Below are 20,177 nucleotides of genomic sequence, written 5' to 3'. Positions count from 1 at the left end.
CGATCCCGCGCCGCCATGCCATGATGGCGCGGGAGGATTCGACATGCACGACAGCGGCGACGATCACACGCACCCGCATGCGCACGACGAGGCCCACGAGCCGGGCGCCCCGGAGCGGTGGAAGCACGACGGCGTGCGGGTCATCCCGGGCGACCGGCTCGATGCCAACACCGCGCAGACGCCCGGCATGTTCCGGCAGGCGGCCGTCAACGCCGCCCGGGTCGGCGCCCAGAAGATCTGGGCCGGCACGGTGGCGATCCAGCCCGACGCCAAGACCGGCGTGCACCATCACGGCGAGCTGGAGAGCGTGATCTACGTGGTCTCCGGCCGGGCCCGGATGCGCTGGGGCGACAAGCTCGAATACGTGGCCGAGGCCGGCCCCGGCGACTTCATCTTCGTGCCGCCCTTCGTGCCGCACCAGGAGATCAACGCCTCGACCGACGAGCCCCTGCATTGCGTGCTGGTGCGCTCCGACAACGAGGCGGTGGTGGTCAACCTGCCCGATGTCGAGGCCGCCGAGACGCCCGAGACCGTCTACTGGGTCGATCCGATCCACAGGCATCCGTGAGCGACCGGCGCCCGCGGCGATAGGCCGGACGCCGCGCCCCGGCGGCCGCGTCGAGTGCGACAGCGGCCTCGCCCGGCCGGCCCACCGCGTCTTCCCGCCGGACGCTTCGCCGGCCTCAGACGGGCCCCGATCCGGGATGCGGGCCCATGCGGCGGCGGTCGTGTTCGATGGCGAAGACATGGGCGTAGAGGTTGGCGACCCAGCCCCGGCCCTCGACCGTGAGGTCGAGGAAGCGGATCGCATCCCCGATCACGGGCTCGATCTTGCCCCAGAAGAAGGACGGATAGCGCTCGGCAAGGTCGGCCGGGCTGTCGTAGCCGAGTTCCGCGTTGACGCCGATCTCGGCGAATTCGTGAAACAGCGCATTCAACTTGCGCGGATAAAGCGGGTCGCCGAGCTGCCCGATCAGGTCGGCCGCCCGCAACAGGCCCGCCTCGGTCCCGGTCTCGCGATGCGCGTCGTCTTCCGGCACCGGGAAGCGGGTCAGCTCGATCGCCCGGATGACCCGGCCCGCATCGACGAGATCGTGCGTGCCGAAGCGCTCCTGGACAGCGAGTTTCGAGCGCTCGACGTGATACGGCGCCAGCGCCGCATCGGAGGCCCCGCGGGGCAGGCACACGGTCCCGCCCCGCGCGTCGATGACGAAGGCCTGGGCCCGGTCGCCCGCGCAGACGCCGCGCACGTAACCGATGTCGTGGTAGAGGGCGGCCAGGATCATGTGCAGCCAGTCCTCCGGCGTGACACCCTCGTGCAGGAAGCGGCCGCGCAGGATGTCCTGGGCGACCAGGGTGACGAGGGCCGTATGATCGCCGTCATGGTAGAGGGCATCGCTCCCGACGATCCGCTCGATCGTCAGGCGCGCCGAGGCCTCGATGATCTCGGCATAGCGCGGCTCCCGGCTGCCGAAGGTCCGCTGGTAGGTGACGGCGAGGTGCTCGCCGAGGGCATCGGCGAGCATCTTGGTCGCGTCGAACATGGTCGGGCCTCGCCGTCAGCTGCGGCCGGCGGCGACGCGCCGGGCCGGGTCGGTGCAGATCACGTGGACCGCTCCCCGCGTTGCACCAGCCGTTCTTCGAGATAGGCCGCCGCATCCGCGTAGAGTTCGTAGCGGCGGAGCAGGACCGCGCGCTTCTCGGCCGGCGTCGCCGCATCGAGCTTGCCGTGGGCCTTGTCGGCGCGGGCGCGCAGCTTCCTGGCGAGCTTCTCGAACGCCGCGTCGATCCGGGCGCCGACCTTCTCGCCTTCGGCCCGCGCCGGATCCAGATCGCCCGGCGCCCGCCCCGGCGGGGGCTTCGTCGCTTCTCCAGCCATGACGCGTCTCCGGTCGCGGTGCTCCGTGGCCGAAGCGTATGACGGAACGATCACGGGGGCGATACCGGATCGTCCGCCCGCGGACCGATCGCTTCTCAGGCCTGTCACGGAAGGCTGCTCTAGCTCGGCCGTCCGACACGCAGGGGGACCCGCGATGAGGCTCGACGACAGTGCTGCCCTGGATGCCGCCCTGGAGGCGATCCGGCGCGACCTTGCCGACAGCTACGATGAGGAGGTGGAACTCGGGCTCGAGGAGGAGCGCCTCGATCGGCTCGCCGCCGACGGCGCACAGCCCGAGCGCCTGGACCGCAAGGTCTATTTCCGCGAACTGCTGCGCCTGCAGCACGAACTGGTCCGCCTCCAGGACTGGGTGCAGGATCGGAAGCTGCGTGTCGTCGTCCTCTTCGAGGGCCGCGATTCGGCCGGCAAGGGCGGCGTGATCAAGCGGATCACCCAGCGCCTCAACCCCCGCGTCTGCCGCGTGGCCGCCCTGCCGGCCCCGAGCGAGCGCGAGCGGACGCAATGGTACTTCCAGCGCTACGTCTCTCACCTGCCGGCCGGCGGGGAGATCGTGCTGTTCGACCGGTCCTGGTACAACCGCGCCGGGGTCGAGCGGGTGATGGGCTTCTGCACCGAGGCGGAGGTCGAGGAGTTCTTCCGCTCGGTGCCCGAATTCGAGCGGATGCTGGTGCGCTCCGGCATCGTCCTCCTCAAATACTGGTTCTCGATCACCGACGCGGAACAGGAATTCCGCTTCCAGATGCGGATCCGCGATCCGCTCAAGCAGTGGAAGCTGTCGCCGATGGACGTCGAGTCGCGTCGGCGCTGGGAGGATTACACGCGGGCGAAGGAGGACATGCTGGCGCGCACCCACATCCCCGAGGCGCCCTGGCGGGTGGTCGAGGCGGTGGACAAGCGCCGGGCCCGCCTGAACTGCATCAGCCATCTGCTCGGCCAGATCCCGTACGGCAGCGTGGAGCACCCGCCGGTCCACCTGCCGGCCCGCCTGCGGCATGCGGATTACGTGCGCGGTCCGGTCCCCGCCGAGATGTACGTGCCGGACGCGTACTGAACGGGGCGCCGCGGCCCGGGGCGGGAGTCGTGATCCTGTCGTGCAGACGCCGCTATAGCGCCGCCATGGCGAAGCGCCCGATGACCCTCGACCTGTTCACGACCCTCGACATCGTCGATGACGACGTCTCGGCCGTCGTGGACGCGTATCTGGCCGATCCCACGCCCGGCTCGGTGGCGTTCGGGGACGGCTTCCGCATCGACCCTGCGGTGGCGGTGGCCTCGCATCCCTTCGCCCGGACGCTGATCGATCAGCCCTGGGCCGATACCGGACTGCGCCGGGCGGCGATCCGCGCCGCCATCCTGCTGGCGGAGCCCGAACGGGTCTGATCGAACCGGGCCGTTCGGCCCGTGACTGCCGCACTCGGGATGGCGGGGCCCGTCGCACCGCCGGCGCGGTCGCGTCGCGGCGGCGCCCGGTCGGCCCGCTTGCGCGCGATCTGCGCCCGATCTGCGCCCGGGTCGGACCTCCTCCTAAAGCGGTATGCGCGCGGCCTTCCATCGGCGCGGCGACCCGGATCTATCCTGGGGCGATCACGGGGCGGATGGACGGCCCGCCGCCACGGTGAACGATTGGTTTACCCAATCGGCAAACTTGCACCGACCGCCCCGATCCGGATGCGATCGGCCGGCGTTCTACGGGCAGTTCCACCGGAGACGTGCTGCCATGCTGATCTTGAATCCGCTGACCGGACAAACCGTCGAGGTGCGTGTTCCCCGGCCGAAGCCGAAAGCCGCCTGAACGCGCGTCGCGTTCCGCTCGGCGGGCGGCCCCGGAGGCCTCCCGCGCTCCGCTCGCTTCCCCTGCACGTCCGCGGCATCGGCGGCGTGCCCCTCCAGACCCGCCTACGCCATGATGCCGACCGACCTCGACAGACCCGCCGAACTGACTCTCTGGCCGGGCTACGCGCCCGCCCGGGTCGCCGACTCGCGCAGCTTCCCGACGCTGCGGGCCGCCCTGGCCGCCGCGGTCGCGGCGATCGACGCCGAGGATGCCAGCCCGTGGATCATCACGGAGGACGGCGACATCCTCGCGCCGGGATGGATCCGGGCGAACTCCGCGGGGGCCCGTCCCCAATAGCCGGCCGTCAGCCCGCGATCCCGGGCGCCCTCCGGTAATCGCTCGGTGAGAGTCCGTAGCTCTCCTTGAAGCGTCGGCTGAAGTGGCTCTGGGTACTGAAGCCGCAGCTATAGGCCAGCTCGCCCACGGACAGGTGGCTGAAGCCGGGATCCGTGAGCCGCTGTGCGGCGCTCTCCAGACGCCGCCGCCAGATCCAGTCTGCGATGTTGCGGTCCTGCTCGCGGAACAGCGTCTGCAGGTGGCGCAGCGACACGCCGACCGCCGCCGCGAGCTGGGCGGGGTCGAGATTCACGTCGCCCAGATTGGCCTCGATATGGGCCAAGGCGCGCTGAAAGATGAGGATCCCCTGGATGTTCCTCGGGGGCTCGTGGGCGAGGCGCTCCGCGATGCTGGCGACCACCAGATCGACGCCGATCGAGGCCATGCGGTTCGCCATGTCCGGGCTCATCTGACCGGCGGTGCGGGCGAGCTCCTGGAAGAAGGTCGTGACCATCGACGTGCCGACCTGGTCGGCCCCGATCGTCAGGGCCGTGAAGCGGCGCGTCGAGCCGAGCGCCCGTTCCAGGCACGCGCGCGGCATCTCGATGAACAGCGTCTGCGTGTCGCCATCCGAACCCATGACGGCTGGCCGCCGATCCATCACGACGATGTCGCCGGGATTTTGGATCGCCGTGCGATCGTCCTGCGCGCTGAACACGCGGCCCTTCAGCGTGATCGCGACGTTCAGCGTCTCGTATTTGCCGTGCCGCCGGATCGTGTCCGGGGTCGCGACGGTCGTGACGGCACTCTGCGTCACCCGGGTGATGAGCAGAGGTCCGACCTCGGCGGCCTCCAGGGAGCCGGCGAATCCGTGAGCGGCGGTGGGCGTAAGTTCGACAGGCACAATGCGATCGAAGATCGTCTCACGCCAGAAGCGGAAACTGTCTTCTGGCGCGTAATCCGCCGTCGAGAACAAAGTCCTCATTGCAACTTCTTGTATTCGGGCGCCCGCGTGCGCGCTCAGGAAAACGGTAGCACGCTTCCAGGCAAGCGCAATGGGACGGACCAACCTATGAAGGTTTTCATCCCATTCAGGAGGCCGCCCCGTGTCCCCATCGACTCCGATGAGCCCCCAATCCAATATCGAGCTGGTTGCTGGGCTCGTCGTTGCCTACGTGTCGAATAACCGGGTCCCCGTGAGCGAACTGCCGGCCCTGATTGCGCAGTGCCACAGCGCGATCAGCGCCCTGGCGTATCCCGGGAGCGGGCCGGTGACGGCGGCCCCGGATCTGCAGGTGCGGCTCGACAAGCCGAGCGCGGCACAGGTCCGCGGCTCGGTCCGGCCCGACGGCATCATGAGCTTCATCGACGGGCGCGTCTACAAGACCCTCAAGCGCCATCTGACGGCGCATGGGCTGGACCCGCAGAGCTATCGCGCGCGCTTCGGCCTGCCGGGCGACTATCCGATGGTCGCCCGGGAATATGCCGAACGCCGGGCCGCGCTGGCGCGTGCGATCGCCCAGGGCGTGCCCCGCGACCGGGCCGCCTGAGCAGACGGATTTCGCCAAGCTGAGGCCGACCCACGTCGGATTCCGCCGAGGGGCTTCTCCTGACCGGGCAACGGGCGGTCTTCCCGGGGCCGATGACCCACCGGGAGACCGGCGTTTCCGAAAGGCCCGGCGTCCCGCGCTTCAGGCGGCCGCATGCCGGCCGTCCGGCAGCAGATCCCGGCTGGCCTGTTCGATACGCTTGAGCCAGTCCTCGGCCGACTCCGCCCGCACGATCGCGGCCTCGGCGCGCTCGTCGGCGTCCCGGACCCGCCCGTCGGCCAGCGCCTCGACCTCGCGGACGCGCGATGCCGCCTGGGTCTGCACCTCCTGCAGATGCGCCCGCAGCGCCTCGATTTCCTGCCGGGCCGCCTGCAACTCCGCAGACAGGGTCTCGCAGGTGGCGGATCGCTGGCGCAGGCGCTGATCCTGCTCCTGGGCCGCGATGCTCGCGGCCGACAGCGTGTCCAGAACCTGGCTCCAGTCCGCATCCGGCCGCGACGGTGGCTCGGACGGCGTCTCGGGACCCGCTCCGGAGGCCGCCACCGGGTGCGGCCCGGCGACCGCCGGATTGCCGTCGGCGGTCGCCGGGGCCGGCTCCGCGCGCGCGATGCGTGCGTCGAGCTCTGCCCAGAAGGCCGCGTTCATCGCCGCCGCGATCCGGCCGGGCCCGCGCGGGTCACGAGGCCGCCCGGGTGGCGGAGGCCCGGGTCCGGGCGTCCTGTGGGCCCGCCTGCGTCACGAACTCCGCGTCGATCGTCTCGGCGATGCGTTGGAGCATGAGTTCCGCCGCTGCAGCCCGCTCTTCGGCGGCCGCGGCCCGGTCCTCGGCGGCCTGGATCAGTTTGATCGCCTGCGCATGGACCTCGTGGGTCTCCCGCTCGGCCGCCTGCACCTGGGCGCGGGCCGCATCCATGTCGGCCCGCACCTGCCGCAGGAGATCCTGGACGTGCGTCTCCTGCTCCTGCGCCCGGTCTTCGACGTCCCGGATGTACCGGGCCGCGCCCTGCACCCGCTCCAGCAGGTCCGGCCACCGCTCCACCGGCGACGGGTTCGGGTTCCGGCCCTGCGCGGTGGCGCGCTCGTCCGCGGCGAGAAGGACCAGGTTACCGGTCCGGATCCGGGTCGTCGGCTCGCGGACGTCGCGCGCGGCGGCTTCGATCGGGGTCAGCGTCTCGGCCTTGGGGTGCTTCGTCTGTTCCATCATGCGTCCTGCCGGCAGGGTGCAGCGCAAGCCTCCGATGAGGCATCGGTGTCCGTCCCACACCGATGGAAAATGGTTAACAACTCCTTAATACTCGCGCTAGGGTTGCGTTCGAGCGACCATGATCGCCTGTCGCTGCACGCCGGACCGCCGGATCGGGCTGTCGGCTCAGGGGTAGCGGACGGGCTGCGGATCCTCCGGCAAGGGGATGAATTCGGCGTCGTTCGGCACCGTGTCGAATCGGCCCTGGCGCCAATCCTCCTTGGCCTGCGCGATCCGCTCGGGGCGGGAGGAGACGAAGTTCCACCACAAGTGGCGTGGACCATCCATCGGCTCGCCGCCCAGCACCATGATCCGGGCCCCCTCCAGGGCGCGCACGCTGATGCGGTCGCCGGGCCGGAACACCAGCAGCTGGCCGGGCCCGAAGCCGTCGCCGGCGATCTCGATGGCGCCCGCCACCGTGTAGATCGCCCGCTCGTCGTAGGTCGGATCGAGGGGCAGGACGGCCCCGGCCTCGAGCGCCACGTCGGCGTAGACCATCGGGCTCGAGGTGCGCACCGGCGAGCGTGCGCCGAAGGCCTCGCCTGCGATCAGCCGGACGGTCTTGCCTTCGCCGGTGAGGACCGGCAGCGCGGCGGCGTCGTAATGCTCGAAGGTGGGGGCGTTCTCCTCGTCCCGGTCGGTGAGGGCGACCCAGCTCTGGATGCCGAACAGCCGGGAGCCGGTCTGCCGCAGCGTCGGGGCCGTGCGCTCCGAATGGGTGATTCCGCGGCCCGCGGTCATCCAGTTCAGCTCGCCCGGCCGGATCGGCAACTCCGTGCCGAGGCTGTCGCGGTGCATGATCTCGCCGTCGAACAGGTAGGTGACGGTGGAGAGGCCGATATGCGGATGCGGCCGCACGTCCATGCCCTGCCCGAGCAGGAACTCGGAGGGGCCCATCTGATCGAAGAAGATGAAGGGGCCGACCATCCGGCACTCGGTGGAGGGCAGCGCCCGCCGCACCGCGAAGGAGCCGAGATCGCGCGAGCGGGGCACGATCAGGGTCCGGATCGCGTCGCAGCTGAAATGGTCGCCCGGGATCGGATCCTCGGCACTGTGCCAGCTCATCGCCTTGCTCCTTCGCGCGGGGAGGGAGGAGCGCCATCGGCTGCTGCGCGGCGCCCCGGATGGCGGAGCCGACATCGTTCGGGATCGGCCGGCCATCCGCAGGCATCCTGGACCGGGACCGCACGAGTTGAAACAGAAACGATCGAAACGCATCGTTTCCGATTTCCGCCCTCAGGGTCCCGGCCGCGCGCCGCTGGCTACCAGACCGTCGGCTTCGGGTTGCGCTCGTCAAAGCCCTTCTGGTGCCAGTACGGATAGATCGGCGTCTCGTGGCTCGCCGCGTCGAGGCGGGCGACCTGCTCGGCGGTCAGGGTCCAGCCCAGGGCGTCGAGATTCTGCTTCAGCTGTTCCTCGGTGCGGGCGCCGACCACGATGTTGCACACGGTCGGCCGGGTCAGCAGCCAGTTGAGCGCCACCTGCGCCACCGTCTTGCCGGTCTCGGCCGCCACGGCGTCGAGGGCGTCGACCACGCCGAACAGGTATTCGTCGGAGACCGGCGGCCCACCTTCGGCGCCACCGGCGGCGATGCGGCCGCTCTGGTTGGCCTGTCCGCGGCGGATCTTCCCGGTGAGGCGGCCCCAGCCCAGCGGACTCCAGACCATCAGGCCGACACCCTGGTCGATCCCGAGGGGCATCAACTCCCACTCGTAGTGCCGGCCGATCAGCGAATAGTAGCCCTGGTAGGCGACGTAGCGGGCGAGGCCGTGGCGCTCCGAGGTCGCGAGCGCCTTCATGAGCTGCCAGCCGGAAAAATTCGAGGCGCCGATGTAGCCGATCTTGCCCGCGCGGGTGAGGTCGTCCAGCGCCCGCAGGGTCTCGTCCACGGGGGTGAGCGCATCGAACCCGTGCATGAAGTAGACGTCGATATGGTCGGTACCGAGCCGCTTCAGGCTGGCCTCGCAGGCGCGGACCAGGTGGTAGCGCGAGGAGCCCACCTGGTTCAGGTCGTCGTTGAACCGGAAGGTCGCCTTGGTGGAGATCAGCGCCCGGTCGCGCTTGCCCTTGAGGGCCTGGCCCAGGATCTCCTCGGAGGCGCCGCCCGAGTAGATGTCGGCCGTGTCGAAGAAGTTGACCCCGGAATCGAGGCAAAGATCGACCATGCGGGTCGCCTCCGCGACGTCCGTCTGGCCCCAGCGCTGGAAGAATTCGTTCGTGCCGCCGAAGGTGCCGGTGCCGAAGCTGAGCACCGGCACGGTAAGGCCGGAGCGTCCGAACTGCCTGTAGTCCATCGGATCCTCATCGCGATCGCGGGCGCCGCATGTCGGCGCGCCTGCCGGTCTAACGCGGCCGCCGCCCCGGTTTTCCCGGCGGCGGGCATGCCACGACGAGGGCCGTGCGCGTCAGCGCCGCGACTCGACGACCGGCGCCCCCTCGCAGCGCTGGCCGGCGGCCGCGCCCGTGCGCCGGTCGGGCGGCAGGGCGTCCGGGGATCCGGCCTTCTCGGGCAGGATCGCGACATTCGCCGTCATCCCCGCCGCCAGCACGATCGGGCACGGCACGTCGTCGAGGTCGATCCGGATCGGCACCCTTTGCGCCAGCCGGACCCAGGTGAAGATCGGGTTGACCGTCGGTAGCCCCTGAACGCCCGGGGCGGCGTCGGCGACGCTGATGCCGCGGCCGAGGCCGGTCACCCGGCCTTGGATCGGACGGTCCGGCCACGCCATCAGCGACACCCGCGCGGCGTCACCCTCGCCGATGCGCGGCAACTGAGTCTCCTCGAAGTAGCCTTCGATCCAGAAGCTGTCGCCGTTGACCAGCGTCAGCGCCGGCTGCCCCGTGGCGGCGAACCCGCCCTCCTGCAGCAGCAGGTTGGTGACCCAGCCGTTCACGGTGGCCCGCAGGGTCGTGCGCTCCAGGTTGAGCCGCGCCTGCGCCAGCGCGCCCTCCGCCTGGACCACGTTGGCCTGGGCGGCCTGCGCCTGGCCGCTGGTCGTCTGCTTCTGCTGCGGGGTGGTGGCGAGATCGTCGAGTTCGGCGGTGCGCTGCGCGATCCCCGCGAGGTAGCCGGCCTGTGCCCGGGCGCTGGCGAGGGCGCCCTCCGCCTGGGTCACGGCGTTCCTGAACGTGCCGGGATCGATCGTGAACAGCACGTCGCCCTTGCGGACGAACTGGTTGTCCCGGACGCGGACCGCCACCACCGTCCCGGAGACCTCAGGAGCCACCTGCACGGTGTAGACGCGCACGCGCCCGTCCCGGGTCCAGGGCGTGTAGGCGTAGTAGAGGAAGGCGAGGTAGGCGAGGCCCATTGCCGCCGCCAGCGCCAGCAGGGTGGCGGCGACGTTGTAGGCGGGCGGCGGCTGCCAGTCGCGCAGGGACGGTCGCGGGGTCGTGGCCATGTCACGGACCCTGGACGCGCAGGGACAGGATCAGCAGAGCCGTCACGGCGGTCAGGAGGCTGAAGTCGAACAGGGCGCGGTTCCAGACAAGGTGGTTGATGCCGATCCAGTCCAGGATCCAGCGCAGGCCCCAGGTGATCACCAGGGCGGCGAGCAGGCAGATCACCGCGGGCTCGACGTAGAGCCCCAGCACGTCGACCGCCCGCAATCCGATCACGCCCGCACCCCCGGATCGAGGTTCGGCCAGCCCGCGCGGTCGAGATCCGACACGAGGGCGGCCAGCGCCCCGATGCGCTCCGCCTGGAGCGGCAGGGTCGCCCGGTCGGCGAGCTCGCGCAAGGGATCCGGCACCGCATCCGCCTCTGCCGGACGGGACGCGGCGAGCCGGGCCCAGACCGCCCGGCCGACCCGGCGGCCTTCCCGGTCGTCCGTCTCCCGCAGGGCGAGCAGCAGGAGCCCGATGACGAGCAGGCGCTCGCCGCCCCGGGCCATCGCCTCATCCGCGCCGATGAGGGCGAGCCGGCCGAAGCCCCGGGCGAGGTAGCGGTCGCGGGGCGGCAGCAGGAGCGCCGGATCGAGGGCCGCGCCGCGCACCGACCGGACCAGCCGGCGGCGGGCCCGCAGCCGCAGCGTCGCGGGGCTCACCGGCGGCGGCAGGGCGGCGAACGCGACCGCCGCCACCGCCATCCCGAGCAGCTCGGCCAGCACGGTGTTGAGCGAGTCGGCGAGGTCGTAGGTCATCGGGTTCTTGGGATCGAGGACGCCGAAGACGAAGAAGCCGAAGCCGATGCCGTAGATCGCGCGCTTGTCGGCCCGGCCGACCACCGCCAGCATCGCCACCGGCAGCAGCACGGCGGCCAGGAGCACGAAGCTCCCGGTGGTGGTCAGCAGGGTGTAGCGCAGGGTCAGCCCGACCACGGCGGCGAGCAGCGCGCCGATCAGGAAGGCGCGGGATTCCGCCCGCGGGTCGGCGTGGGCGGCGAGCAGGACGCAGACGAGGCTCGCCCAGGTCGCGGCGCCGGCCCCGTGCGACCAGCCGGTGACGTACCAGAAGCCGTTGACGAGCAGGACGGCGGCGGCGGTGCGCAGGCCGTTGTCGAAGGCGTGCCAGCCGTCCCAGTCCAGGTCGTTCCACAGGAGCAGGTGCGGGCGGAACGGCACGCGCCGCCGCCCCACCCGGCCCCCGGCCCGCAGGAGCCGCGCCGAGACCCGGACGCGCCCGATCTGCCGGACGGCGATCGCCCCGCCGGCCCCGATCAGGTCGGTCGAGCGCGATCCCGGCCGGTCCGGCAGCAGGGCCCGCAGCAGGCCTGCGGCGAGCACGCGCCGCAGCCGGGGGGCGGCGTTGCGGATCCCCCGGCCGCCGGAACGGAGGGAGGGCTGCTCGGTGAACGTGTCGGTGACCTCCTCGCCGAGCGTCATCACGGCGGCGATGGGCATCGGGCCCGGCCGCTCGCCCCGCCGCAGGGCGGCCATCCAGGCGTCGCAGGCCTGCGCGGCCGCCTCGAGCCGCCCCGCCAGGGCGCGGCTGACGGCGGGGACGCCCGGCGCCACGAACACGTTCGACGCGTAGGCGCAGCCGATCCCGAGCAGGATCGTCGAGCAGCGGTCGACGCCGATCTGGAACACCGTCTCGGGGCTCTGCACGTCGGCCAGGGCGATGATCGGCACCGTGAAGCCCATGGAGGCGAAGCCGTAGGCGCGCTGGCCGCTCTCGACGCTGGAGGCCGCGGTGAGCAGGCCCATCCACAGGGCCAGGGCGAGGTCGAAGGCCAGGGTCGCCTGGGCGAAATTGGCCACCAGCACCATCGCGACGGTGACGCCGACAAGCGTGCTGCCGGCCCGCCACAGGCTCTTGCGCAGGGAGGCCGCGCGGGTGGCGAGCGTCACCGAGATGACCGTCCAGCCGGCCCAGTGCGGCAGCGCCAGTTCGAGCCACATGGCGAGCCAGATCGCCGCGATGGCGGTGAGCGCGATGCGCACGGCCTCGGCCGCCTCCCGCGGCCACCACGCGGCGAGGCGCTGCAGGAGGCCCGGCGCGTCCTCGGAGAGCGCGACCTCACCGGCCACGGCGCGGCCTCAGCGGCCGGGGCGGGTCGGGGAGCCCGGTCGCGGGCTCACTCATAATGCTCGGCGACGTCGACCTTCCCCTTGAACACCCGATAGACGACCAGGGTGTAGATCAGGGTGATCGGCAGGACCACGATCCCCGCGCCCCAGAACATGAAGGACAGGCTCGCCTCCGGCGCTGCCGCCTCGGTCACCGTCACGCTGAACGGCACCATGTAGGGCAGGAACGAGGCGGCGAGCGTCGCGAAGGCGGCGGCGAAGATCAGCGCCACCAGCGGGAACGGCAGGGCGTCGTTCCGGCGCCGCGCCGCGTAGAGGAGCCCCGCGCAGGCCGCGGCCCCCACGAGGGGCAGGACCAGCATCTCGGGCCGCTCGATCCAGCGGTGCAGCACCCGCAGGTTGATCGCCAGCGCGTACACGAAGGCCGCGCCCAGGAAGGCCAGCACCCCGAGCAGGAGCCGCGGCAGCAGCCGGAAGCCGAGGTCGCGCACGTCGGACTCGGTCTTGCCGCACAGCCACGCGGCGCCGAGCAGCGCGTAGCCGAGGCACAGGCCGAGCCCGCAGAGCAGCGAGAAGGGCGTGAGCCACCCGAACGCCCCGCCGACATAGAGCCCGTCCCGGACCGGCAGTTCCTGCACCAGCGCCCCGACCGTCACGCCCTGCACGAAGGCCGCGCAAAAGGAGCCGCCGACGAAGCCCGCGTCCCAGACCCGCCGCAGCCGCCGGGACTTGTAGCGGAACTCGAAGGCGACGCCGCGCAGGATCAGGGCCGCGAGCATCAGGAGGAGCGGCAGGTAGAAGGCCGAGAGCAGCAGCGCGTAGACCGCGGGGAAGGCCCCGAACAGGATCGTCGCGGCCAGAACCAGCCAGGTCTCGTTGCCGTCCCAGACCGGGGCGATCGCCTGCATCATGTCGCGGCGCGCCGCCTCGTCCGGGGCGATCCCGAACAGCATGCCGACGCCGAGGTCGAATCCGTCGAGCAGCACGTAGAGCATCAGGGTGAGGGCGAGGGCGGCAGCCCAGAATTCGATCATGGCTGCTCACTCCGCCGGTGTGCCGGTCGGCGTGGCGCCGGGTGTGCCGGGACTGTCGCCCGGTACGGCGAGCGGCCTTTTGGGGTTGGCGGCGCTCCCCGCATGCGCGGGCGTCGGCAGGATGCCGGCCCTGAGCATGCGGTAGATGTAGACGGTGCCGGCCGCGAAGATCAGCGCGTAGACCGCGCCGAACACGGCGAGGGAGGTCGCCACCTGCGGGGATGTCAGGAACGGCGTCGCCGCATCGGCAGTGCGGAGCTGGCCGTAGACCGTCCAGGGCTGGCGCCCGACCTCGGCGGTGAACCATCCGGTCAGCGTCGCGACGAAGCCCAGGGGGAACGACAGGAAGATCGCCCATTGCAGCCAGCGCGCCCGCTCCAGCCGCCCGGTGGCGTAGAAGGCCATCCCGCCCCAGGCGAGCGCCAGCATCAGCAGCCCGCAGCCGACCATGATGCGGAAGGCGAAGAACGGGATCAGCACCGGCGGCCGGTCGGCCTTGGGGATATCCTTGATGCCGATCACCTTGCCGGTGAGGGTGCCGTCGTCGATCAGGCTGCCGGCGGGGGCGGGCAGGGCGATGACGAAGTGGTTTGTCTCCTGCGCCTCGTCGGGCCACGCGAACAGGATCTCGCCGGCCGGCGCCCGGCTCTCCCAGTGGCCCTCGATGGCGGCGATCTTCGAGGGCTGGTGCCGGACGACGTAGTCGCCAGTGAGGTGGCCGAAGAACAGCTGCAGCGGCACGAGGACCGCGGCGAGGCCGAGCCCCATCCGGACCATGGCGCGGGCCTCCACACGGTCCCGGCCCCGCAGCATGGACCACGCGCCCGTCGCCGCCACGCAGAAGCTGGTGGTGACGTAGGCGGCCAGGACCATGTGGGGGAAGCGGACCCAGACGACCCCGTTGAAGAGGATCGCCCACCAGTCGGTCGGCACGAACACGCCGTCCGGCCGCAGGGCGAAGCCGGTCGGATACTGCATCCACGAGTTGTTCACGAGGATCCAGAACGACGACAGGCTGGTGCCGAGGCAGACCATCAGGCAGGCGAACAGGTAGAACCAGCGGGGCACGCGCCGCCGGCCGAACATCAGCACGCCGAAGAACGAGGCCTCCAGCGCGAAGGCCGTGAAGCTCTCGTAGCCGAGGAGCGGTCCCTGGATCGGCCCGGTGCGGCGGGCGAGCTCGCTCCAGTTGGTGCCGAACTGGAACGCCATGACGATGCCGGAGACGACTCCGAGCCCGAAGGCGACCGCGAAGATCTTGAGCCAGAAGTCGAACAGGCGGTCGTAGACCGGCTCGCCCGAGATCATCGCCCGCGCCTGGAGGAAGGCGAGCCAGGCCGCCAGCCCGACCGTGAAGGCCGGGAAGATGATGTGGAACGAGACCGTGAAGGCGAACTGGATGCGCGACAGCATCAGGGCGGAGATGTCCATCGTTCCTCTCTCCAGCCGAAGCTCGCCGGTCCGCCGCCCCCGTTCGGGCGCGTCGCACCCTCAGATGTCCACCGGCGGGGCGCGGGGAACCGCGCCTCGCGGAAGTGTCAGACGGTGTCGATCCTCAGGATCGGCGCCGTCTCGGCCCGGCTGCGCCGACAGGCCTCGGCGTCCTGCTTGAGGTCGATGCCGTAGGTCGGGATCACGGCCTTGAGGCGGGGCAGCCAGCCCTCCGGCGTCAGCCGGTCGGCGAAGCACTTCTCGAGGACCTCGACCGCGATGAAGGCCGCCGTCGAGGCGCCAGGCGAGGCGCCGAGCAGCGCGCAGATCGAGTGGTCGGCGGCGGCCACGAGCTCGGTGCCGAACTCGAGGTAGCCCTCCTCCAGCGGGTTCGACTGGCCGGTCGGCTTGATCGTCTGCACCCGCTGGCCGGCGACCGCCGACGTCCAGTCCTGCTTCAGCGCCTTGGGGAAGAACTGCTTCAGGGTCGCGAACTGGTGGTCGGAACTCTGGAGCACTTGGCCCACGAGGTACTCGGTCAGCGCGACGTTGTCCTTGGCGACGTCGAGCAGCGGCACGATGTTGTGCGGGGTCAGCGCGGTGAACAGGTCCGTGAGCGCGCCGTGCTTGAGGAAGCGCGACGAGAAGCCCGCATAGGGTCCGAACAGCAGCGAGCGCTTGCCGCCGATGATGCGGGTGTCGAGGTGGGGCACCGACATCGGCGGCGAGCCGGAGGCCGCCTTGCCGTAGACCTTGGCGTGGTGGCGCGCGCTGACCGCGTCGACGTCGCAGCGCAGCCAGATCCCCGAGACCGGGAAGCCGCCGTAGCCGCGCCCCTCCGGGATCTTCGAGGCCTGCAGCAGCGGCAGCGAGCCGCCGCCCGCGCCGATGAACACGAACTTCGCCGTCACGGTCTGGCGCGTGCCGTCGTAGGTGTCCTCGACGGTGACGGCCCAGCGGCCGTGGTCGACCCGGTCGAGGGCGACGACCTTCCGGTTGTAGTGCACGGAAAAGCCGGGCTGCGCCGCGAGCTGCTTGACCAGCAGGTGCGTGAGGGCGCCGTAATCGACATCCGTCCCGGTGACGATCCGGGTGGCGGCGATGGGCTCGCCGGGGGCGCGGCCCTCGATGATCAGCGGCGCCCAGCCGGCGATGACCTGCGGGTCCTCGCTGTACTCCATGCCGTGATAGCAATGATGCGCCGACATCGCGGCGTAGCGCGCCTTGAGGAACGCGACGTTCTCGGCCCCCCAGACGAAGCTCATGTGCGGGCAGGGATGGATGAAGGCGCGGGGATCGGGGATCGCGCCCTTCCGCACGAGATGCGCCCAGAGCTGGCGCGAGATGTCGAACTCGGTGTTGACCTCCAGGGCCTTGGCGATGTCGACGCTGCCGTCGGGGCGCTGGGGCGTGTAGTTCAACTCGCAATTGGCCGCGTGGCCGGTGCCGGCGTTGTTCCAGCCCTCCGAGCTTTCCTGGGCGCAGTCGTGGAGCGTCTCGAACATCGCGATCCGCAGCGACGGCTCCAGCTCCTTCAGGACGGTGCCGAAGGTCGCGCTCATGATCCCGGCGCCGATCAGCACCACGTCGGGAGTGTCGTCGTCGCTTAGGCCGGCCATCGCGGAACTCCTGGCACCGGTTCGGGGGAACTCACTGGGCGTTCGGGACGAAGGGCAGCCGGGCCTCGGCGCCGGGGGCGAGGATCACGTAGGCCCGGCACCAGGGCTCGTCGTCGACGAGGCGCCAGGAATGGCCGGAGCCGGCGGTGTCCTCGGCGATGAGGATGTCGCCGGGGCGGATCGTGAAATGCGCCCCGGCCTTCGTCTGGAAGTCGAGGGTGCCGCGCAGGGTGATGACGAACTGGCGGGTCGGGGCCGTGTGCCACGCGTAGGTGCCGCCGGACTGCGTCTCCCGGAAGGAGATCGAGACCACGTCGGTCGTGCCGCTGAGGATGTCGCCGCGCTCGCCGTGGGGCAGGTCAATGACGCCCTCCGCGAAGTGGGAATTGCCGTCGTCACCGGTCCAGATGCGAACGCAGCGGATCATCGGGCTGACCTCCAGCTTGGGATCGGCGCGTCAGCGCCAGAGGTTGGTCTTGGCGAGGTCGACGATCTCGGTCCCGCGCCCGTCGATCACCGCCTTGGCGAGCCACATCCCGAAGCCCGTCACCTGCTCGAGGCCGACCTTCGGCGGCATCGACAGTTCCTGGCGGGCCGAGACGACGTCGAGCAGGGCGGGGCCGTCATGGGCGAGCATCTCGGCCATCGCGTCCGGCAGCGCGGCCGGATCCTCCACGCGCCGGGCGAAGATGCCGGCCCCGCGCGCCATGGCGGCGAAGTCCGGGTTCACCAGTTCGACGCCGGTCTCGAGGAAGCCCGCGGCCTTCATCTCCATCTCGACGAAGCCCAGGGTGCCGTTGTTCAGCACCACGATCTTCACCGGCAGCTTGTGCTGGTTGAGGGTCAGCAGGTCGCCCATCAGCATGGCGAAGCCGCCGTCGCCGGAGAACGAGATGATCTGCCGCCCGGGATAGGCCGCCTGCGCGCCGATCGCCTGCGGCAGGGCATTGGCCATGGAGCCGTGGTTGAGCGAGCCGATCAGCCGGCGCTTGCCGTTCATAGCGAGGTAGCGGGCCGCCCAGATCGTCGGCGTGCCGACGTCGAAGGTGAAGACCGCGTCCTCGGAGGCCGCCTCGCTGAGCGTCCGTGCGACGTATTGCGGGTGGATCTTGCCGCCGGGCTTGCCCACCGCCAGGGCGTCGAGCCCGGCGCGGGCCTTGCGGTAATGGGCGAGGCTGTCGTCGAGATGCGCCCGGTCGGTCTTCGCCTGCAGCTTCGGCAGCAGCGCCGTGATCGTCGCGCCGACGTCGCCGATCAGGCCGAGATCGATCCGGCAGTGGCGCCCCAGGCTCCCGGCCCGCAGGTCGACCTGCGCGATCTTGGCGTCCTCCGGGTAGAACTGGCGATAGGGGAAGCCGGTGCCGAGCAGAAGCAGGGTGTCGCAGTCGAGCATCGCCCGGTAGCCTGAGGAGAAGCCGATCAGCCCGGTCATGCCGACGTCGTAGGGATTGTCCCACTCGACGTATTCCTTGCCGCCCAGCGCGTGGACCACCGGCGCCTTCAGCGCCTCGGCGAGCTGCAGCAGCTCCGCGTGGGCGCCGGCGCAGCCGCGGCCGCAGAACAGGGTCACGCGGCCGGCATCGTTGAGCATCCCGGCCAGCGCATCGAGGTCGGCGTCGCGCGGGCGCACCACGGGCGGGGCCGGCACCAGGGCGGCGGAGAGTTCGGGCGCGTTCCCCGGCATGGCCATGAGGCCGACATCGCCGGGGATCACCACCACGGCGACCCCGCGCTCGGCGACGGCGACGCGGATCGCGGTCTCGATCACGCCGGGCAGCTGGGCCGGCGAGGAGACCAACTCGCAATAGTGGCTGCATTCCTGGAACAGGTTCTGCGGGTGCGTCTCCTGGAAGTAGCCCCGGCCGATCTCCGCCGAGGGGATCTGGGCCGCGATGGCCAGCACCGGCACGCGGGAGCGGTGCGCGTCGAACAGGCCGTTGATCAGGTGGAGGTTGCCCGGTCCGCAGGAGCCGGCGCAGACCGCGAGGTCGCCGGTCAGGTGCGCCTCGGCGCCGGCCGCGAAGGCGGCGCTCTCCTCGTGGCGCGTGTGGATCCAGGCAATCGAGCCGTCCTGGCGCAGGGCCTCGGTCAGCCCGTTGAGGCTGTCGCCGACGACGCCGTAGATGCGCTTCACGCCGGCCTGCGCCAGCGCCCGGACGAACAGATCGGCGACCTTCGTGCTCATGGTGTCTCGCTCAGCTGAGGGGCCCCGACGGATGGTTCCGGCGGGTTCAGGCGCCGGCCAGCCCGTGGCCGGTCATGGTCTTGGGATCGCACACCGCGTCGAAGCGCTCGGCCGGAACGCCCTCGGCCAGGGCGGCCTCGCGCAGCGTCGTACCCTCGTCGTTGGCGCGGTGGGCGATTTTGGAGGCGAGGTCATAGCCGATCACCGGCGACAGGGCCGTGACCAGCATCAGCGACTGGTTCACGGTCTCGTCGATCCGCTTCCTGTTGAGCTCCGTGCCCGCGACCGAGTAGGTCCGGAATTTCTCGCAGGCATCGCCCAGCACGCGGATCGCGTGCAGCGCGTTGTTGATGATGATCGGGCGCATCGCGTTCAACTCGAAATTGCCCTGCGCGCCCGCGAAGGCGACCGCGTTGTCCTCGCCGATCACCTGAATGCAGACCATCACCATGGCCTCGCACTGGGTCGGGTTGACCTTGCCGGGCATGATCGAGGAGCCCGGCTCGTTGGCGGGCAGCAGCAATTCGCCGAGACCGCAGCGCGGCCCCGAGGCGAGCCAGCGCATGTCGTTGGCGATCTTCATCAGCGCGACCGCGAGCCCGCGCACCGCCGCCATGGCGGCGACCATGGCGTCGAGGGAGCCTTGGGCGGCGAACTTGTTGGGCGCCGTGACGAACGGCTTGCCGGTCAGCGCGGCGATCTGGCCGGCGATCTCCGCGCTGAAGCCCTCCGGGGCGTTGAGGCCGGTGCCGACCGCGGTGCCGCCGGCCGCGAGCTTGTAGAGCCCGGCCCGCGACGCCGCGACCCCGGCCAGCGCGTCGCGCATCTGCTCCACGTAGCCCGACCATTCCTGGCCGACCGTCAACGGCGTCGCATCCTGAAGATGAGTCCGGCCGGTCTTGACCACATCCATCCAGGCCTGCGCCTTCGCGTCGATCGCGTCGGCAAGGGCGTGCGCCTGCGGGAGGAGCACCTCGTCGAGTTCCAGCACCGTCGCGATGTGCATCGCGGTCGGGAAGGTGTCGTTCGACGACTGGCCCATGTTGACGTGGTCGTTCGGGTGGACCGGGCTCTTGGAGCCGAGTTCACCGCCGAGGAGCTGGATCGCGCGGTTCGACAGCACCTCGTTGACGTTCATGTTGGACTGGGTGCCGGAGCCGGTCTGCCAGACGTAGAGCGGATAATGCGCGTCGAGCTTTCCCGCGATCGTCTCGTCGGCGGCCCGGACGATGGCCTGCGCCCGCCAGTCCTCCAGGCGTCCGGCCGCGGCGTTGACCAGGGCCGCGGCCTTCTTGACGTAGCCGTAGGCGTGATAGACCCGCTTGGGCATGCGATCGTTGCCGATCGAGAAATGCTGGAGCGAGCGCTGCGTCTGCGCGCCCCAGTAGCGGTCCGCCGGAACGTCGATCGCCCCCATCGAATCCGTCTCGCGGCGTGTCCCCGTGGCGGAGATGCCGATCGGGATTTCGCGCAGGACAGGATGGTCCGGGGCAGACGCGGGCATCGTCATCCTTCTCGGTGTCGAACCGTATGGCACAGAGCAAGTCTGGGTCGGCGAAACGGATGTGCTTTGAGGTAAATCGTATTAATATACCCTGTTGCTTGATGGACTTTTGCCAAATCGAGATCTTCAG

The 20,177-nt window shown here is 70.8% G+C and carries 21 protein-coding genes; 5 read left to right on the top strand and 16 right to left on the bottom strand.

The features are described 5' to 3' along the window. Positions 1–43 precede the first annotated feature (43 nt). Positions 44–568, top strand: a complete 525-nt coding sequence (locus ABC766_RS14575; RefSeq protein ID WP_043389080.1) for a cupin domain-containing protein — start codon at positions 44–46, stop codon at positions 566–568. A gap of 115 nt (positions 569–683) precedes the next feature. Here ABC766_RS14575 and ABC766_RS14570 read toward each other — a convergent pair whose 3' ends face one another. Together ABC766_RS14570 and ABC766_RS14565 are read right to left on the bottom strand one after the other, a co-directional pair. Beyond that, a complete protein-coding gene (locus ABC766_RS14570; protein WP_043357896.1) occupies positions 684–1,544 on the bottom strand; it encodes a hypothetical protein in 861 nt (286 codons plus the stop codon). A 59-nt stretch (positions 1,545–1,603) separates the two neighbouring features. Next, positions 1,604–1,879 (bottom strand): hypothetical protein, encoded by a 276-nt coding sequence (locus ABC766_RS14565; RefSeq protein WP_342143749.1) that lies wholly within the window; start codon positions 1,877–1,879, stop codon positions 1,604–1,606. Positions 1,880–2,033: 154 nt separating this feature from the next. On the opposite strand from ABC766_RS14565, the gene ppk2 reads away from it, so the two are divergent. The 3 genes from ppk2 (at position 2,034) to ABC766_RS14550 (ending at position 4,031) form a co-directional block, all read left to right on the top strand. Then, the gene (gene ppk2 / locus ABC766_RS14560) at positions 2,034–2,951 is read left to right on the top strand and encodes a polyphosphate kinase 2 (protein WP_043357892.1); all 918 of its coding nucleotides are present in this window, start codon (positions 2,034–2,036) and stop codon (positions 2,949–2,951) included. 80 nt (positions 2,952–3,031) lie between these two features. Continuing rightward, positions 3,032–3,280, top strand: coding sequence for a hypothetical protein (locus ABC766_RS14555; RefSeq protein ID WP_124262955.1), 249 nt, complete (start codon positions 3,032–3,034; stop codon positions 3,278–3,280). Between the two features lie 523 nt (positions 3,281–3,803). Then, complete coding sequence (locus tag ABC766_RS14550; protein ID WP_043357889.1) at positions 3,804–4,031, top strand: hypothetical protein; 228 nt, start codon at positions 3,804–3,806, stop codon at positions 4,029–4,031. A 7-nt stretch (positions 4,032–4,038) separates the two neighbouring features. On the opposite strand, the gene ABC766_RS14545 is transcribed toward ABC766_RS14550, so the two are convergent. Continuing rightward, on the bottom strand, positions 4,039–4,995 hold the full coding sequence (locus tag ABC766_RS14545) for a helix-turn-helix domain-containing protein (RefSeq protein ID WP_279900038.1): 957 nt from the start codon (positions 4,993–4,995) through the stop codon (positions 4,039–4,041). A 121-nt stretch (positions 4,996–5,116) separates the two neighbouring features. On the opposite strand from ABC766_RS14545, the gene ABC766_RS14540 reads away from it, so the two are divergent. Then, positions 5,117–5,560 carry a MucR family transcriptional regulator gene (locus tag ABC766_RS14540; RefSeq protein ID WP_420845336.1) on the top strand — a complete coding sequence of 148 codons (444 nt, stop codon included), beginning with the start codon at positions 5,117–5,119 and terminating at the stop codon, positions 5,558–5,560. A gap of 141 nt (positions 5,561–5,701) precedes the next feature. Here the strand turns inward: ABC766_RS14540 and ABC766_RS14535 are convergent, their stop codons facing one another. The 13 genes from ABC766_RS14535 to fumC form a co-directional block, all read right to left on the bottom strand. Continuing rightward, positions 5,702–6,205, bottom strand: a complete 504-nt coding sequence (locus ABC766_RS14535) for a hypothetical protein (RefSeq protein WP_345822520.1) — start codon at positions 6,203–6,205, stop codon at positions 5,702–5,704. A 31-nt stretch (positions 6,206–6,236) separates the two neighbouring features. Beyond that, positions 6,237–6,761, bottom strand: coding sequence for a hypothetical protein (locus tag ABC766_RS14530; protein WP_043389068.1), 525 nt, complete (start codon positions 6,759–6,761; stop codon positions 6,237–6,239). Between the two features lie 168 nt (positions 6,762–6,929). Then, on the bottom strand, positions 6,930–7,868 hold the full coding sequence (locus tag ABC766_RS14525) for a pirin family protein (protein ID WP_345822519.1): 939 nt from the start codon (positions 7,866–7,868) through the stop codon (positions 6,930–6,932). 197 nt (positions 7,869–8,065) lie between these two features. Further along, positions 8,066–9,097 carry an aldo/keto reductase gene (locus ABC766_RS14520; RefSeq protein ID WP_345822518.1) on the bottom strand — a complete coding sequence of 344 codons (1,032 nt, stop codon included), beginning with the start codon at positions 9,095–9,097 and terminating at the stop codon, positions 8,066–8,068. A gap of 111 nt (positions 9,098–9,208) precedes the next feature. Continuing rightward, positions 9,209–10,204: an HlyD family secretion protein gene (locus tag ABC766_RS14515; protein ID WP_179697585.1), complete on the bottom strand. Its 996-nt coding sequence runs from the start codon at positions 10,202–10,204 to the stop codon at positions 9,209–9,211. 1 nt (position 10,205) lies between these two features. Next, positions 10,206–10,421, bottom strand: coding sequence for a DUF1656 domain-containing protein (locus ABC766_RS14510; RefSeq protein WP_236952766.1), 216 nt, complete (start codon positions 10,419–10,421; stop codon positions 10,206–10,208). After that, positions 10,418–12,274: an FUSC family protein gene (locus ABC766_RS14505; protein ID WP_345822517.1), complete on the bottom strand. Its 1,857-nt coding sequence runs from the start codon at positions 12,272–12,274 to the stop codon at positions 10,418–10,420. Before ABC766_RS14505 ends, ABC766_RS14510 begins: the two co-directional genes overlap by 4 nt. A gap of 47 nt (positions 12,275–12,321) precedes the next feature. Then, positions 12,322–13,308 (bottom strand): cytochrome d ubiquinol oxidase subunit II, encoded by a 987-nt coding sequence (cydB, locus tag ABC766_RS14500; protein WP_345822516.1) that lies wholly within the window; start codon positions 13,306–13,308, stop codon positions 12,322–12,324. Between the two features lie 6 nt (positions 13,309–13,314). Continuing rightward, positions 13,315–14,739 (bottom strand): cytochrome ubiquinol oxidase subunit I, encoded by a 1,425-nt coding sequence (locus tag ABC766_RS14495; RefSeq protein ID WP_053609659.1) that lies wholly within the window; start codon positions 14,737–14,739, stop codon positions 13,315–13,317. Positions 14,740–14,846: 107 nt separating this feature from the next. Continuing rightward, positions 14,847–16,358, bottom strand: coding sequence for a malate dehydrogenase (quinone) (mqo, locus tag ABC766_RS14490; RefSeq protein WP_342143259.1), 1,512 nt, complete (start codon positions 16,356–16,358; stop codon positions 14,847–14,849). 31 nt (positions 16,359–16,389) lie between these two features. Next, positions 16,390–16,785, bottom strand: a complete 396-nt coding sequence (locus ABC766_RS14485) for a hypothetical protein (protein WP_043389052.1) — start codon at positions 16,783–16,785, stop codon at positions 16,390–16,392. Positions 16,786–16,815: 30 nt separating this feature from the next. Beyond that, entirely contained in the window at positions 16,816–18,543 is a 1,728-nt protein-coding gene (gene poxB / locus ABC766_RS14480) for a ubiquinone-dependent pyruvate dehydrogenase (RefSeq protein ID WP_342143260.1), read from the bottom strand. 46 nt (positions 18,544–18,589) lie between these two features. Continuing rightward, complete coding sequence (gene fumC, locus ABC766_RS14475) at positions 18,590–20,047, bottom strand: class II fumarate hydratase (protein ID WP_345822515.1); 1,458 nt, start codon at positions 20,045–20,047, stop codon at positions 18,590–18,592. Between the last annotated feature and the right edge of the window lie 130 nt (positions 20,048–20,177).

Origin of the sequence: Methylobacterium fujisawaense (genome assembly GCF_039619325.1) — a bacterium.
Classification (GTDB): Bacteria; Pseudomonadota; Alphaproteobacteria; order Rhizobiales; family Beijerinckiaceae; genus Methylobacterium; species Methylobacterium fujisawaense.
Note: the sequence above shows the minus strand (reverse complement) of the source record. Positions and strands in the feature narration are given on the sequence as shown.

Coding starts and splice junctions, on each gene's coding strand:
- ABC766_RS14575 (WP_043389080.1), top strand. CDS start 44: ATGCACGACAGCGGCGACGATCACACGCACCCGCATGCGCACGACGAG.
- ABC766_RS14570 (WP_043357896.1), bottom strand. CDS start 1,544: ATGTTCGACGCGACCAAGATGCTCGCCGATGCCCTCGGCGAGCACCTC.
- ABC766_RS14565 (WP_342143749.1), bottom strand. CDS start 1,879: ATGGCTGGAGAAGCGACGAAGCCCCCGCCGGGGCGGGCGCCGGGCGAT.
- ppk2 (WP_043357892.1), top strand. CDS start 2,034: ATGAGGCTCGACGACAGTGCTGCCCTGGATGCCGCCCTGGAGGCGATC.
- ABC766_RS14555 (WP_124262955.1), top strand. CDS start 3,032: ATGACCCTCGACCTGTTCACGACCCTCGACATCGTCGATGACGACGTC.
- ABC766_RS14550 (WP_043357889.1), top strand. CDS start 3,804: ATGATGCCGACCGACCTCGACAGACCCGCCGAACTGACTCTCTGGCCG.
- ABC766_RS14545 (WP_279900038.1), bottom strand. CDS start 4,995: ATGAGGACTTTGTTCTCGACGGCGGATTACGCGCCAGAAGACAGTTTC.
- ABC766_RS14535 (WP_345822520.1), bottom strand. CDS start 6,205: ATGAACGCGGCCTTCTGGGCAGAGCTCGACGCACGCATCGCGCGCGCG.
- ABC766_RS14530 (WP_043389068.1), bottom strand. CDS start 6,761: ATGGAACAGACGAAGCACCCCAAGGCCGAGACGCTGACCCCGATCGAA.
- ABC766_RS14525 (WP_345822519.1), bottom strand. CDS start 7,868: ATGAGCTGGCACAGTGCCGAGGATCCGATCCCGGGCGACCATTTCAGC.
- ABC766_RS14520 (WP_345822518.1), bottom strand. CDS start 9,097: ATGGACTACAGGCAGTTCGGACGCTCCGGCCTTACCGTGCCGGTGCTC.
- ABC766_RS14515 (WP_179697585.1), bottom strand. CDS start 10,204: ATGGCCACGACCCCGCGACCGTCCCTGCGCGACTGGCAGCCGCCGCCC.
- cydB (WP_345822516.1), bottom strand. CDS start 13,308: ATGATCGAATTCTGGGCTGCCGCCCTCGCCCTCACCCTGATGCTCTAC.
- ABC766_RS14495 (WP_053609659.1), bottom strand. CDS start 14,739: ATGGACATCTCCGCCCTGATGCTGTCGCGCATCCAGTTCGCCTTCACG.
- mqo (WP_342143259.1), bottom strand. CDS start 16,358: ATGGCCGGCCTAAGCGACGACGACACTCCCGACGTGGTGCTGATCGGC.
- ABC766_RS14485 (WP_043389052.1), bottom strand. CDS start 16,785: ATGATCCGCTGCGTTCGCATCTGGACCGGTGACGACGGCAATTCCCAC.
- poxB (WP_342143260.1), bottom strand. CDS start 18,543: ATGAGCACGAAGGTCGCCGATCTGTTCGTCCGGGCGCTGGCGCAGGCC.
- fumC (WP_345822515.1), bottom strand. CDS start 20,047: ATGCCCGCGTCTGCCCCGGACCATCCTGTCCTGCGCGAAATCCCGATC.